This window comes from Pseudophaeobacter sp. C1-32P7 (assembly GCF_041008775.1).
In the GTDB taxonomy this organism is placed as follows: domain Bacteria; phylum Pseudomonadota; class Alphaproteobacteria; order Rhodobacterales; family Rhodobacteraceae; genus Phycobacter; species Phycobacter gallaeciensis_A.
This window is the reverse complement of the sequence record NZ_JAXGFR010000002.1, coordinates 383,706-398,932: the sequence shown is the minus strand read 5'-3', so window position 1 is coordinate 398,932 and position 15,227 is coordinate 383,706. Positions and strand designations below refer to the sequence as shown.

Annotated in this window: 19 protein-coding genes and 1 riboswitch; of the genes, 17 read left to right on the top strand and 2 right to left on the bottom strand. The window is 62.2% G+C overall.

Annotation, left to right across the window (positions count from 1 at the left end; all coding sequences use genetic code 11):
- Positions 1-349 precede the first annotated feature (349 nt).
- Positions 350-562: riboswitch (cobalamin riboswitch) on the top strand.
- 159 nt (positions 563-721) lie between these two features.
- The 10 genes from SM763_RS04815 to SM763_RS04770 are packed head-to-tail and all read left to right on the top strand — an operon-like array spanning position 722 to position 8,260.
- Positions 722-2,608: a TonB-dependent receptor plug domain-containing protein gene (locus tag SM763_RS04815; RefSeq protein ID WP_368997812.1), complete on the top strand. Its 1,887-nt coding sequence runs from the start codon at positions 722-724 to the stop codon at positions 2,606-2,608.
- Positions 2,609-2,611: 3 nt separating this feature from the next.
- Positions 2,612-3,451: an ABC transporter substrate-binding protein gene (locus SM763_RS04810; protein ID WP_368997811.1), complete on the top strand. Its 840-nt coding sequence runs from the start codon at positions 2,612-2,614 to the stop codon at positions 3,449-3,451.
- Positions 3,448-4,431, top strand: coding sequence for a FecCD family ABC transporter permease (locus SM763_RS04805; protein ID WP_065271038.1), 984 nt, complete (start codon positions 3,448-3,450; stop codon positions 4,429-4,431). Before SM763_RS04810 ends, SM763_RS04805 begins: the two co-directional genes overlap by 4 nt.
- Positions 4,428-5,183 (top strand): ABC transporter ATP-binding protein, encoded by a 756-nt coding sequence (locus SM763_RS04800; protein ID WP_368997809.1) that lies wholly within the window; start codon positions 4,428-4,430, stop codon positions 5,181-5,183. The genes SM763_RS04805 and SM763_RS04800 overlap by 4 nt, the downstream gene beginning before the upstream one ends.
- On the top strand, positions 5,183-5,848 hold the full coding sequence (locus tag SM763_RS04795; protein WP_368997807.1) for an adenosylcobinamide amidohydrolase: 666 nt from the start codon (positions 5,183-5,185) through the stop codon (positions 5,846-5,848). Before SM763_RS04800 ends, SM763_RS04795 begins: the two co-directional genes overlap by 1 nt.
- Entirely contained in the window at positions 5,841-5,993 is a 153-nt protein-coding gene (locus SM763_RS04790; RefSeq protein WP_368997805.1) for a hypothetical protein, read from the top strand. Before SM763_RS04795 ends, SM763_RS04790 begins: the two co-directional genes overlap by 8 nt.
- Before the next feature lie 11 nt (positions 5,994-6,004).
- Positions 6,005-6,646 (top strand): MotA/TolQ/ExbB proton channel family protein, encoded by a 642-nt coding sequence (locus SM763_RS04785; protein WP_368997804.1) that lies wholly within the window; start codon positions 6,005-6,007, stop codon positions 6,644-6,646.
- Positions 6,643-7,023, top strand: coding sequence for an ExbD/TolR family protein (locus SM763_RS04780; protein WP_368997802.1), 381 nt, complete (start codon positions 6,643-6,645; stop codon positions 7,021-7,023). The genes SM763_RS04785 and SM763_RS04780 overlap by 4 nt, the downstream gene beginning before the upstream one ends.
- Before the next feature lie 5 nt (positions 7,024-7,028).
- On the top strand, positions 7,029-7,412 hold the full coding sequence (locus SM763_RS04775) for a biopolymer transporter ExbD (protein WP_368997801.1): 384 nt from the start codon (positions 7,029-7,031) through the stop codon (positions 7,410-7,412).
- Positions 7,409-8,260: an energy transducer TonB family protein gene (locus tag SM763_RS04770; protein ID WP_368997800.1), complete on the top strand. Its 852-nt coding sequence runs from the start codon at positions 7,409-7,411 to the stop codon at positions 8,258-8,260. The genes SM763_RS04775 and SM763_RS04770 overlap by 4 nt, the downstream gene beginning before the upstream one ends.
- A 126-nt stretch (positions 8,261-8,386) precedes the next feature.
- On the opposite strand, the gene SM763_RS04765 is transcribed toward SM763_RS04770, so the two are convergent.
- Positions 8,387-8,845, bottom strand: coding sequence for a cyclophilin-like fold protein (locus SM763_RS04765; RefSeq protein ID WP_368997798.1), 459 nt, complete (start codon positions 8,843-8,845; stop codon positions 8,387-8,389).
- A 72-nt stretch (positions 8,846-8,917) separates the two neighbouring features.
- The gene (locus tag SM763_RS04760; RefSeq protein WP_368997796.1) at positions 8,918-10,120 is read right to left on the bottom strand and encodes an NAD(P)-dependent alcohol dehydrogenase; all 1,203 of its coding nucleotides are present in this window, start codon (positions 10,118-10,120) and stop codon (positions 8,918-8,920) included.
- A gap of 196 nt (positions 10,121-10,316) precedes the next feature.
- On the opposite strand from SM763_RS04760, the gene SM763_RS04755 reads away from it, so the two are divergent.
- The 7 genes from SM763_RS04755 to SM763_RS04725 all read left to right on the top strand — a co-directional run bounded on the left by SM763_RS04755 (position 10,317) and on the right by SM763_RS04725 (position 15,210).
- On the top strand, positions 10,317-10,772 hold the full coding sequence (locus tag SM763_RS04755; RefSeq protein ID WP_274828182.1) for a (R)-mandelonitrile lyase: 456 nt from the start codon (positions 10,317-10,319) through the stop codon (positions 10,770-10,772).
- Positions 10,773-10,829: 57 nt separating this feature from the next.
- Positions 10,830-11,759, top strand: coding sequence for a LysR family transcriptional regulator (locus SM763_RS04750; protein WP_368997794.1), 930 nt, complete (start codon positions 10,830-10,832; stop codon positions 11,757-11,759).
- Between the two features lie 129 nt (positions 11,760-11,888).
- Entirely contained in the window at positions 11,889-12,650 is a 762-nt protein-coding gene (locus tag SM763_RS04745) for a carboxymuconolactone decarboxylase family protein (RefSeq protein ID WP_274832348.1), read from the top strand.
- A 48-nt stretch (positions 12,651-12,698) separates the two neighbouring features.
- Complete coding sequence (locus SM763_RS04740; protein ID WP_368997792.1) at positions 12,699-13,337, top strand: NADPH-dependent F420 reductase; 639 nt, start codon at positions 12,699-12,701, stop codon at positions 13,335-13,337.
- Positions 13,338-13,360: 23 nt separating this feature from the next.
- Positions 13,361-13,756, top strand: coding sequence for a (R)-mandelonitrile lyase (locus SM763_RS04735; protein ID WP_065271027.1), 396 nt, complete (start codon positions 13,361-13,363; stop codon positions 13,754-13,756).
- Positions 13,757-14,033: 277 nt separating this feature from the next.
- On the top strand, positions 14,034-14,897 hold the full coding sequence (locus tag SM763_RS04730; protein ID WP_368997791.1) for an aldo/keto reductase: 864 nt from the start codon (positions 14,034-14,036) through the stop codon (positions 14,895-14,897).
- A 118-nt stretch (positions 14,898-15,015) separates the two neighbouring features.
- Positions 15,016-15,210, top strand: a complete 195-nt coding sequence (locus SM763_RS04725) for a hypothetical protein (protein ID WP_368997789.1) — start codon at positions 15,016-15,018, stop codon at positions 15,208-15,210.
- The last annotated feature ends 17 nt before the right edge of the window (positions 15,211-15,227 follow it).

Below are 15,227 nucleotides of genomic sequence, written 5' to 3'. Positions count from 1 at the left end.
ACGCTTTGGGCGGAGATGGAAACGCCACAGCTCCGCCGGGATGCGGAAGAGGCGCGTTGCCACCGCAGGGGCATTGCCAGGGGAAATCTGTCCGTGATGCGGGGCAGGGGGGACAGCCACGACCCCAGCCATTGGATTCGGTGGAGATCGGAACGGGGAACCATGCCGTAGCGTGGAATATCGCCTGCGCAAAGGTTGCGGTCGATGCGGCACAGCATTGCGTTTGCAGCATTGAAACCATCACTTAGCAGTTGATTTCAGGCGATTGTTGCTGGTGTGCGCGGTGCATTGTTTGAAAACTCCATCCTTGGCGGCGTCTACTCCTTCTTGACAGAGTAAATCCAGTTTGCCTAAGTCCGGCCATTCTGGTCCGGCTGGGAATACCATCCGGGTAAAAGGGAACATGGTAAGGCGTCGGTACAAGACGTCAAAACCATGACTGCCCCCGCAACTGTGAGCGGAGAGCAATGCTGCGATATGCCACTGCCCCAAGAGGGGGCGGGAAGGCGCGGCAAAGCTGCGACCCGCGAGTCAGGAGACCTGCCAGAAGGATCACCCAGTCCGGGTGCGGGGCGCGCCGGGGACAACGGACTTCCGTAGTGGTGGCAATTGAACTGTCTGTGGAAGCACTGCCTTCCAAGGACCGATGATTTGTACATGTTGCCCGCGATGGGCAGCCACTTTTCCTGCACCGAATGTGCAGGCTGGGAGAACTGAAACGATGCGCAAGGTAAGCTTGTCCCTGGCCGCCACCCTGATGGTCACTACCCCCGCAATTGCAACCGCCCAGGAGGCGGAGATCATCGATCTGGGCGAACTCATCGTCTCCGGTGGTTTTACCCCTGTCGAGGCGCAGAAATACGGTCGCTCGGTTTCGGTCGTGACCAGCGAAGAGATCGAACAGCGCGGCATCACCACGGTTCAAGATGCACTGCGGTCGGTTCCCGGTCTGATGGTCACCGGTGCAGGTGACAGCTTTACACAGGTCCGCATCCGTGGCGCCGAAGCCAACCACACCCTGATCCTGATCGACGGCATCGAGGCCTCGGGCGGCGACAGCGACTATATCCTGTCTGGCCTTGATACCGCCAATATCGAGCGGATCGAGGTGCTGCGCGGCCCGCAATCGGTGTTCTACGGATCCAACGCCTCGGCGGGTGTGATCAACATCATCACCAAGAGTGGCGGCATCGGCACCGAATACGGTGGCAGCGCCGAAGTCGGCTCGGACGGCTACCGGGCCTCGGCGCGGGTGTCGTCCCGGACCGAACGCGGAGGCATTTCGCTCAACCTCGCCCATGATAATGACGATGGCTACGACTTCTCCGGCAGCGGCGGCGAAGAGGATGGTATCCGCCGCAACACCGCGCAGCTGAAGGGTGACTATCTTGTCACCGAACGGCTGAAGCTCGGCTTCAACCTGCGTGCCTCGGAAGAGCGTTTTGACAGCGACAGCACGTCTTTTACCGCGACCGATGCGGCCAGCTATGTGGTGGATGATCCCACGCAGTTCAGCGACCGCGATGAACAGCTGGCTCAGATCTTTGCCGAGCTCGACACGTTGGGTGGACGCCTGAAACACCGTCTGTCTTACGAGCGTACGGATTTTGACCAATCCTACAACGGTGGCGCCCTGACCGAGACCAAGACGGAAGCGGCGAAATACCTGCTGAGCTTTGGCCTTGATGGCCAGTCGGTAGAGCTGACAGATCACCTGCTGAACGCCATTCTGGAATGGGAAGAGGATTCCAGCCGTTCCAACCCGGCCTTTGCGCGCAAAACCAATTCGATCGCGCTGGAATACCGTGGCAGCTTTGCCAATGGTCTGGATCTGCAACTGGGCGTGCGCCGCGACAACAACAATGCCTTCGAAGATGCCACCAGCTGGAACGCCAGTGCGTCCTATACCTTTGCGGGCAGCGGTGTGCGCCTGCATGGCTCGGCCGGCACCGGTATCGTGAACCCGACCTATTTTGAGCTCTTTGCCAACAGCACCTTTGGTGCCACTACCTATCTGGGCAATCAGAACTTGCAGCCCGAAGAAAACCGCAGCTTTGATCTGGGTGTCGAGGTGCCGTTCCTGCAGGGGCGCGGGCTGGTTGATGTGACCTATTTCGACGAGACGCTGGCGGGTGAGATCGAAGCCTATATGGTGAATGCGACCACCTTCTCCTTCCGCAATCAGGCCGGAGACAGCGAGCGCAAAGGTGTCGAACTGGCGGCCAGCCTTGAGGCCACGGAAAACCTCGATCTCCGTCTGTCCTACACCTATCTGGATGCCACCAACCCCAATGGTACGGTCGAGGTGCGCCGCCCCGAACACGAACTGCTGCTGAGCGCCACGCTCGATACTTTCAATGGTCGCGGCTCCATCACTGCGGATGTCCGCCATGTGGCAGGCAACTGGGACAGCCAGTTCTTTGGCACCTATGCCACGGCCGAGCTGCCGGATTACACCACCGTCGATGTCTCGGCCCAGTATGAGCTGAACCCGAATGTGGTCCTGACCGGACGTGTCACCAATCTGTTTGACGAGGAATACTCGGACGTCTGGGGCTACGCGAAACGCGGCCGCGCCGCCTATATCGGCGTCCGGGCCTCCTTCTGATCGATGCGCTGGCTGCCCGGCATAGCCCTGGCCCTTTTCTGGGCCGCCACCGGAGCCTTTGCCGGGCCGTCGCGCGTTGTTACGATGAATCTCTGCGTGGATCAGATGGCGATGATGCTGGCCGCGCCTGGACAGCTGATCTCGATTTCCTTCGTCGCCCGGGATCCGCGGGCCTCGGCCATGGCCGAAGAGGCGCAGGCCTATCCGGTCAATCACGGGCTGGCGGAAGAAATCTACCTGCTGAAGCCGGATCTGGTGATCGCTGGCGCATCTTCGGCGCCTGCAACGATGGATATGCTGCGCCGCCTTGGCGTGCCGCTGGCGGAATTCGGGTCAGCCTTTTCGCTGGAGGATGTCCGAACCCGCATCGTCGAGGTAGGTGAGGCGCTGGGCCGTCAGGAGGCCGCGCGCCGGTTGCTGGCGGATTTTGACCAGCAGTTGGAGTTTCTGCGGGCGGATGCCCGGGATGATCGCCCGCGCGCCGCGCTTTATGCGGCCAACGGATATACTGCAGGCCATCAGACGCTGGCCGGGCAAATCCTGGAGGCGGCAGGTTTTCGCAATATCGCCGATGAACTGGGCTATGCCCATTCCGGGCAGCTGCCGCTGGAGCTGCTGGTGCTGTCAGAGCCGGATCTGCTGGTCGGCACAACCGCCTATCCGCGCAATTCCCGCAGCGAGGAAATCCTGAAACATCCGTTGGTGCGCATGCTGGCCGGGCGTAGCGGCGCCGGGGAAATCCGCAATGCCGACTGGATCTGCCCGACACCGCATGTGTTGCGCGCGGTAGAGACACTTGCGGCAGAGCGCCGTGCCTTCATGGAACGTGAGGCCCGCCAATGACCCGGCTCATGCTGTGCCTCTCGGCGGCGGTGCTGGCACTGTTCCTGATCTCCCTGACGGTGGGGCCTGCAGATGTCGGTGTGGGCGAGAGCCTGGCTGCCCTGTTTGACGATGGCTATGGACCTCTCAGTCTGGTGATGCGTGAAATCCGGCTGCCGCGGGCAATCCTTGCCGCGGTGATCGGCGCCGGGCTGGGGCTGGCGGGCGCGGCGATGCAAGGCTACCTGCGCAACCCGCTGGCCGAGCCGGGGCTGATCGGTGTGTCCTCCTCGGCGGCGCTGGGGGCAGTATTGGCAATCAACACCGGCCTCGCTGCCACCGCCACGCTGGGCCTGCCGCTGTCGGCGCTGGCTGGGGCTCTGGGCGGTGTGTTTCTGGTGATGGCGCTGGCCGGGCAGCATGGGGGATCACTGACGCTGATCCTCGCGGGTATCGCCATTTCGGCAATGGCAGGGGCGCTGACCTCGCTGGTTCTGAACCTCTCGCCCAATCCCTTTGCTGCTAATGAGATCGTCTTCTGGATGATGGGGTCGCTATCGGACCGCTCGATGCAACATGTCTGGCTGGCGCTGCCCTTTGTGCTGGCCGGGATGGTGATCCTGCTGCCGCTGGGGCGCGGGCTGGATGCGCTGACTCTGGGCGAGGATGCTGCCCAGACCATGGGCGTGAACCTGAGGCAGCTGCGCTGGCTTCTGGTCGTCGGCACGGCCAGTATTGCCGGTGGTACCACGGCAGTTGCGGGCGCCATCGGCTTTGTCGGGCTGGTGGTGCCGCATATTCTGCGTCCGTTCGTCGACGGGCAACCCTCGCGGCTGCTCTGGGCCTCCGCCCTTGGCGGCGCGATCATGTTGCAACTGGCGGATATTGCCGTGCGGCTGATCCTGCCCACCCGCGATCTGAAGCTGGGCGTGGTCACCGCTCTGGTTGGCGCGCCCCTGTTCCTGCACCTGATCTACAAGACGCGGAAGGGGCTGGCATGAGCGTCCTTTCGGTTCAGCACCTTTCTGTAACCCTGCGCGACCGTCCGGTGCTGCGCGATGTGTCCTTTGAGATTGGCAAGGGTGAGTTTGTCGGCTTGCTGGGTCCGAATGGCGCCGGGAAAACCAGCCTGATGCGGGCCGCGCTAGGGCTCATCCCGGCTACGGGCAGCAGTTCGCTGGCCACAATGAATGCTTCTGAAAGAGCCCACACAGTGGCCTGGATGCCGCAATCGCGCGAGATCGCCTGGCCGATCCCGGTGGAGCGACTGGTGGCGCTGGGCCGTCTGCCGCATTTGCCGCAGGGGCGGCGACTGCCAGCCGCCGATCAGGCCCTGGTGGATCAGGCAATCTCTCGCATGGGACTGGACTCGTTCCGCAAGCGGGCCGCCTCGCGCCTGTCAGGCGGCGAGCAGGCCCGCGCATTGATCGCCCGGGCGCTGGCCCAGGATACGCCACTCCTGATGGCGGATGAGCCCTCTGCCGGGCTGGATCCCTCGCATCAGATCTCCACCATGGAGGTCTTTGCCAGCCTCGCCGCAGAAGGGCGCGCGGCGCTGGTGTCCCTGCACGATCTGGGACTGGCTGCTCGTCACTGTACGCGGCTGATCCTGCTGGCCGAGGGCGGTATCATGGCCGATGGCCCGCCCGCCGAGGTGCTGACGCCCGATCTGATGGCGCGCGCCTTTGGCATCTCGGTCTGGCACGAGACCACAGAGCAGGGCCCGATATTCCAGCCGCTGGAGGTGCTGTGATGGGCGCGGTCACCCTGCAGCGCCCATGGATCGAGTTTGATCTCGGCGCCGAGATGCAGGTGCTGAGCTGGGCGGTGAACCGGCCCGGATTTGTCACCGCTCGCCGCATCCTGTGGCGCGAGGTCAGGAACAGCGACCTGCCGCGCGATCTGGATGTCACCGAATGGTTCGCGGACGAATTGGCAGAGCGCGGCAGCAGCGACGCGGTCGCTTTCCTCACCTCGCGCGATGTGCGGCACTATTGCGAAGCCTTGGCCACGATCGAGGGAATTTCGGCCCATGCGGTGGCCACCGTCGGCTTGTCAAACGGTGAACGGATCGGCAGCCGGGTGGACTATTCCCGCCGCGACTGGGGCACCATCAATGTCGCCCTGCGCCTTTCCGAAGGGCTGACGCAGGCCGGGCTGATTGAGGCGCTTAGCATCGTTGTTCAGGCCCGCACCGCAGCCGTGATGGAAGCAGGGTTTGAGCTGCCGGGCGGCGGTGGAACCGCAACGGGCACCGGCACCGACTGCGTCGCGGTTGCTGCACCTGCCGGGGCAAATCCCTATGCCGGGCTGCACACCGCCACCGGCGAAGCCATCGGAAAAGCCGTCTACAAGGCCGTCCACAGCGGCGCGCTGGAGTGGAAGGTATCCAACGCCCGGAGGGCGGTCGATGCCTGAGCGCGTGCAGATGCAGGCAGCGGCGTTGACGCAGGCGGGCCGCGCCTGCACCATCTGGCCGGGTCACGACCGTCCGGCAGACTTCTATTCGGCACGTTTTGACCGCGGCGCTGAGCAAACCACCCCGGGACTTCCGGGCCACTGACGGAGGCTGCTATGTCCTTTGCCCCTCTTTTCGATTTCATGGCCCGCGGCGGTCCCGCACTCTGGGTCATCGGCGCGCTGTCGGTTCTGACACTCGCCCTGTTTCTGTGGCGCCTGATCGGGCTGGCACAGGTCGGGGTCTGGCGCAGGCCGCAATCCGAAACATGGCTGGATCAATGGCGGGCCGGAGGGGCGGTGCCTATTGCACCCGGGCGCACGCCGCTGGACCGGGTCACCCGGTCGGCGATGATGGCGCTGCTGACGCCCGAGTTCAGTCCCGAAACCGCAGAAAAGGAAACCACCCGCATCGCCAAGGCCGAGCTGGCCGCTTTGCGTCATGGTCTGCGCCCGCTGGAGCTGATCGCGGCGATTGCGCCGCTGGTCGGCCTCTTGGGGACCGTGCTCGGCATGATCGGCGCTTTTCAGGCGCTGCAGGAAAGCGGCAGCGGCGCGGATCCTTCGGTGCTCGCTGGCGGCATCTGGGAGGCGCTTTTGACCACGGCGGCAGGCATGGCCGTGGCGATCCCGGCCTCGGCGCTGGCCTCCTGGATCGAAGGACTGGCCGAGCGTGAACAGGCCCGGATGGAGGATGCCGCCACCCGCGTCTTCACCGCAGCCGCTGCCCGACCGGCACAACCTCAGGCCGCGCAATGACACTGGCCTTCGGAACACCGCGCCGGAAAAAGCGCATCAGCCTCGCGCCGATGATCGACGTGGTGTTCCTGCTGTTGGTGTTCTTCATGCTGGCCTCGCAATTCGGCCGCGACCGGGTGGTTCCGCTCACTATGGGCGGGGCAGGAGCCGCCTATCAGGGGCCGCCCCGGCTAGTGCTGGTCACAGCGGACGGGCTGCATCTGAACGGAGTTCCGGTCGCAGCTAATGCCTTGGCGGCGCGGCTGATCCCGCTGACGCAGGAGATGTCGGACGCCATTATACTGCAACCGGACAAAACAGCGTCGCTCCAGCAGATGATGGATGCTGCGGTGCTTCTGACTGATGCAGGCTTTACCGGCCTTGTGGTCATGGAGTGAGCGGCATGGATTTCTCCACACCGAAAAAGCGCGAGACGGGTGAGCCGATCCTGCCGATGATCAACGTGGTCTTCCTGCTGCTGATCTTCTTCCTCCTGTCCTCGCAAATCGCGCCGCGCGCGCCCTTTGCGGTGGTGCCGCCGAAACTGGAGAGCGGAGATCCCTCGGCGCCCGAGGCCGTGCTGTTCATGGCCGCCGATGGCCGCCTGCATTTCGCGGGCGCGCAGGACGAGGGCGCCATCGCTGCAGTGACGGCGCAGGCCGGGCAGATTGGGGTGCTGACCCTGCGGGCGGATGCCCAAGTTCCGGCACATGAAGTTGCGGCGCTGATTGCCAGGCTCAGGGCGGCGGGCATCGCATCGGTGACATTGACCGGAACCGGATCATGAGCCGTATCGCGCTCTTTCCGGCATGCCTTGCCTCGGCGGCGCTTTTGCACGCGCTGCCCTTTCTGGCGCTTCCGGATGGCGGCACAGAGGCAGAGGGCAGCGGCGGCACGGGTCAGATCACGCTGGTGGCGGCATCGGCTGAGCTGGCCCAGCAGGTGTCCAAATGGCGGCGCCCGCAGGAGATCACCACTCAGATGTCTGCCGTAGTGCAGCCCGCTCCAATCGCCAATCCGCAGCCCGTCCCGTCTGCCAGCCCGTCCTCTGTGCCGGACCTTCCAACCTCCGCTCTGGCCGTGCTGGCCCCGGCGGCCCAGGCAGAGGCCGCACCCGAAAAACCCGCACCCCCACCGCCGCCGCCTGCTCCCCCACCGCCTGCGCCTCCGCCGGTTGCTCCGGCACCGCCTGCGCCAGCCCCGCCGCCCAAACCGGCGCCAGCAGCTGAGGCTCCGGCAGAGGCAAAACCGGCAGCGACCTCGGTGGCCGTGAACCAGCAGGCAGCAGGCAGCGGCCAGCGCAGCGCCCGTGGTGACAATGGGGGCGACGAAGCCAGCACCGGAAACGCTGCCCGGGATGCCAAGCTGAAACGCCGCTGGGGCGCGGCCATCCTGTCTAGGATTGAACGCCAGATGCGGCGCCCCCGTGGCGGCGATCAGGGCAAAGCCCGCGTGCGCCTGAAAGTTTCGACCCAAGGACGGCTGATCGGGGCCTCTGTCGTGCGCAGCTCCGGCAGTTCGACGCTGGACCATGCCGCATTGCAGGCGGCGCAAAAAACACGGTACCCACGTGCTCCCAAGGCGCTGGCGCCGGGTACCTATACCTTCGATTTCTCACCCCGTTTCACTAGGTGACGCTTGCAGTTCAGCGTCCTCGGGACAGGAACAAGGAGTACAGTAAATGCCGCGCAGGACATGCCGGTCGGGAGGCATTTCTGTGCCACTGGATGACCGCTGGAAACCTGCTGACCGGCAACCGTGTCAGTCGGCGATTTCTATGCGGACTGTGTAGGGGGCGGAACGCACCAAAGGTGCGATATCGCCATCGAACGCCCCGAGACGCACCAAGCCGCGGGAGTTCTGGAACGGTTTGTAGAAGATCGCCAGATTGCCCCAAGGCGCATATAACGTGATGTCGCCGGTTTCGGGCTTGTAGCTTGCCGGTGCGCCTGTTGTGTCAAGTTTGCGGGGCAAGTCCGCGACCTTTTCGACCCCGTGGTAATCCGTAAGGGTCAGCTCAAGCGGCAGCATCGCCGCAAAATCCCGTCCGGCAGCAGTATCGTCCAGCGTTGCTGAGAGGCGGTCTTCGCCAAATATGAACTCGATTTTGGTCATGGTGCCTTCTTTCTGTGTCGCTGTACCAGATGTTTCTGCCACGACGGGAGCGGACAGCGCGAGCGCACTCATCAGTGCCAAAGCCGGAGTTTTGAGCCAGTTCACGTTCATTGTCCTCCTCAGATTTCCTGAAATGCGACCAAGGCGTAATTGAGTGTCCCGCCTTGGCCATGATGATCAGGCCTTGGTCATGTCGATCACATAGCGATAGCGGGCCTGTTTTCTGACGACCTTTTCACAAGCCGCGCCGATCTGATCCGGAGTGATCATTTCATAGGTCGCTGCGATGCCGTGATGGGCGGCAAAATCAATGACCTGCTGCGTTTCGGCGATGCCACCGGTCATCGAACCTGCCAGGCTTTGACGGCCGAACCCCATCATCATGCCATGCGCCCCTTCGATGGGGAACAGCGCGCCAACATTGACCAGGGTCTTGTCGAGCTTGAGCATATTGAGGAATGGTTGCATCGGGTAGGCCACCGGCACCGTGGAGAGCATAAGATCAAAACTGCCCATCTGCCGGCGCATGGCGTCTTCATTGGACCAGAGATAAGCCTCGGATGCACCAAAGGATTTCGCGTCCTCCAGCTTATCCTTGGATGTGGTGAAGACGACAACCTCGGCACCTTTTGCAGCGGCGAGCTTTACCGCAAGGTGGCCAAGACCACCCATGCCGATCACGCCATAGCGCTGCCCGGGCTGCAAATCCCAGTGGTTGATCGGCGAGAAAGTCGTGATACCTGCGCACAGCAGAGGCGCAAAACCCGCGACATCCACCCCCGGCGGAATGCGAAGGGCAAAGTCCTCTTTCACGACGATCTTCTTCGAGTAACCACCATATGTGACCCCGCCCGAGATCTTGTCCGGGGAGTTGTAGGTGAAGGTGGTGCCATTCAGGCAATTCTGTTCCCGGTCAGCGAGACAGTTCGCACATTCGCCGCAGCTGTCGACCATGGTGCCTACACCTGCGATGTCGCCTTCGCGGAACTTGGTCACCTCGGCGCCGACGCCGGTGACACGGCCCACCATTTCATGGCCAGGGACCAGCGGAAAGGTCGGCATGCCCCAGTCGCCTTTGTAGGTGTGGATGTCCGAGTGGCAGATCGAGCTGTACAGGATTTCGACCACCACATCCTTTGGACCGGCTGCACGGCGAGGGATGGTGTGCGGTGCAAAGGATCCGCTGGTGTCGAAGGCGGCCCAGCTTTGTACATTGCTGGCGCCAAGCGGGCTTGCGGCCTCCTGCGCCTTGGCCGCGCTGGACAGGGCCGCAGCGGCGAGCGGGGCAGTTGCCATAGCCGCGGTGCCGCCGAGGAAGGACCGGCGGCTTTCGCCCTCGCGGGTCAGGATTTCGGCCTTTTGGTTGCAGGCTTCACACATGGGGATCTCCTTGGACGGTTGGCTACGAGGTACAGGACCAAGATACTCCATTCTCCGCATTGGATAATCCCGGCCTGCTGCACAGCATTCATGAGAAGCCGTCATGAATGCTGTGCAGAACAGGCCCATGATCCGGCTGGCGGAGCTCTCTACCTTTTGTCCTATCCAACGCGATCAACCAAAAAGGACAAATGCCATGAAACTCATGCTCACGGCCCCCGCGCTCATGCTCGCCGCCTCAACCGCCTTTGCCCAATCCGTGGAGATCAGCCGGCACGAAGACCGGCCCGGCCAAATTGGAAGCGGCACGGTCTTTACCGGTACGGCCTATATCTCCCCTGTATTCGGCCCCCAGATGAATAATGTCAGCGCTGGCGAGGTGACGTTTCTTCCCGGCGCCCGCTCTGCTTGGCATACGCATCCGGCAGGGCAGATGCTGGTCGTTACCCATGGCACCGGCTGGACCCAGGAGCGCGGTCAGGACAAGCAGGTCATCAAGGCCGGTGATGTGGTCTGGTGCCCGCCCGGTGTTGAACACTGGCACGGCGCAAGCGACAGCACATCGGTGACACATTACGCCATTCAGGCCGTGGTCGATGGCTCGGCCGTCAGTTGGGGTGAGAAGGTCACGGAGGAGGAATACCTCGACTGAAGCGCAACTTAACCATCGATTTCATGAAGGCCGGACATAGATTGTGGAAGAACGACCATGAGCAACAACACACAAATCCCGGCCCCTTTCATGATACGCGAGAACATCAACGACCTGATTGCCTTTGCCGCTGTTGCGGAAGAGCGCAGTTTCACGCGGGCTGCGGCACGGCTGAACGTGTCGCAATCCGCGCTGAGCCATACAATCAAGGGGCTGGAGCAGCGGCTGGGCTTGCGCCTTCTGACGCGCACCACACGCAGTGTTGCCCCGACCATCGAGGGAGAGGACCTGCTTGCCACGCTCAACCCCTGTTTCGAGAAGATCGAAAATCGGTTGCAGGCGCTGAATGACGCGCAGGATCAGCCAACGGGGACAGTGCGGATCGTGGCAGTGGAATACGCCATCGAAAGCATCCTGTGGCCCAAGCTGTCGCCGGTGCTCAAGAAGTATCCTTCGGTGAATATCGAGTTTGTCATGGACTACGGCTATACCGATCTGGCGGCGTCACAATGCGATGCAGGGGTGCGCTATGGTGATCAGGTCAGCGAGGGGATGATCGCTATGCGGATCGGCCCGGATGAGCGGATGGTCTGTGTCGGTGCCCCTGAGTATTTCAAGGAAATGGGCACACCAAAGGTGCCGCAGGACCTGTCCGATCACCGCTGTATCAACCTGCGTCTTTCCACCCACGGCGCGCTTTATGCCTGGGAGTTTGAGGACAAGGACGGCAACGAGATCAACGTCAAAGTCAAAGGTCAGGCCTGTTTCAACACGGTCAATCCAGTGATGCAGGCGGCCACGGATGGGCATGGTCTTGCCCTCATCCCGGAACGCCTTGCCCAGTCGCGTCTCGACAGTGGCGCGCTGCAGATGTGCCTTGGCGATTATTCTCCCTATTTTCCGGGCTTCCACCTTTATTACCCCAGCCGCCAGCGCCCGTCCTCGGCGTTCAGCGTGGTGCTGGAGGCTCTGCGTGAACGCGGCTGAGACCAAAGGAAGGGTATGAGGCTAGGCATTCATGAAATGGCATCATGAGTGGGGTGATCAGGACGCGCATTAAGCTTTCGGAAAAAGGGGCCACATCATCAGGCAGAAGCAACCCAACAGGAGATCCCGATGAAGACCTCTATTGCCGCCTCTGCCTTTGCGCTGATGACCAGCCCGGCCTTTGCCCAGGATGTGAAAACCACGTTGCCCGATGCAGTGGGGCAAGTCTCCCCGGCGCTGGAAGCCTATGCCACGGATACGATCTTCGGCTCGGAATGGACCAATGAGGCGCTGTCGATGCGTGACCGTGCACTGCTGACATTCGCAGCGCTTGTGACACGTCACGAAACGGAAAATCTTGGCAGCTATGTCGCGCTGGCACTGGACGCGGGCGTGACCCCGGCAGAGCTGTCCGAGACGATCACCCACCTGGCCTTCTACACTGGTTTTGGCAATGCAACCGCAGCGTCCGAGGCCGCAGCGCCTGTGTTTGCCGCTCGCGGCGTGTCGATCGATGCCTTGCCGCCCGTGTCCCCGGATCTGTTGCCGCTCAATAAAGAGGCCGAAGCCGCCCGTGAAAAGCTTGTCAGTGGCCTTTATAGCGACGTCAGTATCGGTGTTGTCGACAACACCCGCGAGGTGCTGTTTCTGGACCTCTGGCTGCGCCCAGATCTTGCCCCCCGCGACCGCAGCCTTGTGACCGTCGCCGCCTTGATCGCCGCAGGTCAGCCTGAGCAGATGACCTTTCACCTGAACCGCGCCATGGACAATGGTCTCTCGCAGGAGGAAGCTGGGGCCATGCTGTCGCACCTTGCCTTCTACGCGGGCTGGCCAAAGGTATTCTCGGCCATGCCCATTGCCAAAGAGGTGTTTGAAAATCGCGGGCAATAAGACCGCATGAAGGTTTGGGAAAGGCAGCAAAGTCAGAAGGAGAGATGGATGAAGATCGGAATTCTCGGCTCCGGCCTTATGGGCGCCAAGCTTGGCGCACTCTGGGCAGCCTGTGGTCATGACGTGTGTTTCTCCTATTCTCGCAGCACTGCCAAGCTCGCGCGTCTCGCAGGCGATTGCGGCGGAACATCGGGCACGGTTGCCGACGCGGTCGCAGGAGCGGATGTGCTGCTTATTGCGGTGCATTGGTCACGCATCGACGATGTCCTGCAGCAGGCCGGAGATCTGGCGGGAAAGGTCGTGCTCAATTGCTGCGTGCCGCTGAATGACAGCAACACAGAGCTGGTGGTGGGCACAACGTCCTCGGGCGCCGAAGAGCTGGCCAAGGCCCGGCCCAAAGCCCGCTGGGTGTCGTGTTTCAACACCATCCCGTCCGAGAGTTTCCGGCCTGTGTTTGACCGAAAGGGACAAACGCCCGCGCCGCAGGTCTTTACCTATGGTGATGATGCGGAGGCAAAAGAGATCGCAGGAACGCTGATCCGGGACATCGGGTTTGAACCGCTTGAAACCGGGGGGCTGCGCAATGGGCGTTTTGTCGAACCCTTTGCCATGGCGACGGTCGAGCTGGCCTATGTGCAGCCCGGCGGTCCGGCGCTGACCTATCGATTTGAAAAACTGCGCGGCTGACCGCGCATGAAAGGAGATCAACCATGAAAATCATCCGTTCCGGCAGCGCGCCGTCCAGACCGGGCCCCGAAGACTGGTTCACCGGCTCGGTCCGGATCGACCCGGTGTTTCAGGCCGAAGACCCCGGGCGGGTCAGCGGTGCCCATGTGACATTCGAACCCGGCGCCCGCACCGCGTGGCACACTCATCCGGCAGGGCAAACCATCATCATCACATTTGGCCGCGGACGTGTGCAGCGCGAAGGCGGCCCCGTCGAAGAGGTTAGCGCAGGCGATGTAGTCTGGTTCCCGGCTGGTGAAAAACACTGGCACGGCGCATCGCCTGACACCGCCATGAGCCACCACGCCATCCAGGAAAGCATCGATGGTGTCGCCGTTGACTGGATGGAGAAGGTCAGCGACGAAGACTACAACGGCTGATCTTTGGGGCGAGCAGGCGGGTTAGACCTGCTCGCTGCCCAAGGGTCTTGCATCGGCGATAGTTGCCGCGGGCATCAAGGACGCATGGCACAGTGCGCGCCGCCTTGGCGTTCCGCCATTAATGATCTGAACTCATCAGTGGGTTCAATTCTGCATGGATTATCGCAGGAGCCTGCCTGCCATAAGTTCCACCCCATCAGATACGCACTGGAACTTCTGCCGCTCGATCGACGGCAGGGGAGCCATTGGCGATACACTATGACAAAGGAAAACCCCAATGATCCTTCAAGAAACTTACACTCTTTCCAATGGCGTCGAGATTCCGAAACTTGGTCTTGGCACCTGGATGATCGACGACGCGGTAGTTGCGGATGCGGTCAAGGCGGCTGTGAACCTTGGCTATCGCCACATCGACACCGCGCAGGCCTATGCCAACGAACGCGGTGTTGGCGAAGGAGTCCGTGACTGCGGCGTGGACCGCGGCGAGATTTTCGTGACCACCAAGCTGGACGCCGGCATCAAGACCTATGACGAGGCCAAGGCAGCCATCGACGGCTCTCTTGCCACGATGGGGTTGGACTATATCGATCTGATGATCATCCACAGCCCGCAGCCGTGGGAAAATTTTGCAGGCGACGACCGGTACTTCGAAGGCAATCTTGCCGCGTGGAAAGCGCTGGAAGAGGCGCTTGAAGCAGGCAAACTGCGCGCCATCGGTGTGTCCAATTTCCAGAAGGAAGATCTCGACAACCTGATCGAGAACGCCACCGTCAAACCGATGCTGAACCAGATCCTGGCCCATATCAGCAACACGCCCTTTGACCTGATCGACTACACCAAGAGCAAAGGGATCCTTGTCGAGGCCTATTCGCCTGTCGGTCATGGTGAGCTGTTCAAGAATACCGAGGTCGGCGCAATGGCCGAGAAATACGGCGTCAGCATCCCGCAGCTTGGCATTCGCTATTGTCTGCAGCTGGGCCTGCTGCCTTTGCCGAAGACCGGAAACCCGGATCACATGGCCAACAACGCGGCGGTGGATTTCGAAATCTCCGACACAGATATGGATGCACTGAAGTCCATCGAGAAGATCAAGGACTATGGCGAACATAGTTTCTTCCCGGTCTACGGCGGCAAGATGTAAGCGGCGCCTTCAGGATCGGCCGATACTGAAACAACCGGTGGGGCCTGTGGTCCCGCCGGTCTATTTGTCGGTTCTGCTTGGCGTGCCCGCGACAGTTAGGGCGCGAGAATACGGGCACATGGTGGGCTGGGACCATAGTCACGGGGTCGGAATGATCTTTGGCCCCGTGCTTTGGATGATCGACCTGGGTCTGGTGGTCGCCGGGCTGATCTGGCTGGGGCGCGGGGGCGACGGGACGTCATCGCAGCGCAAAGCGTCCGGCGCGCAGTCCGAACTCGATATGCGATTTACCCGTGGCGAAATCGATTCATAAGAATACGCCGCGCGCAA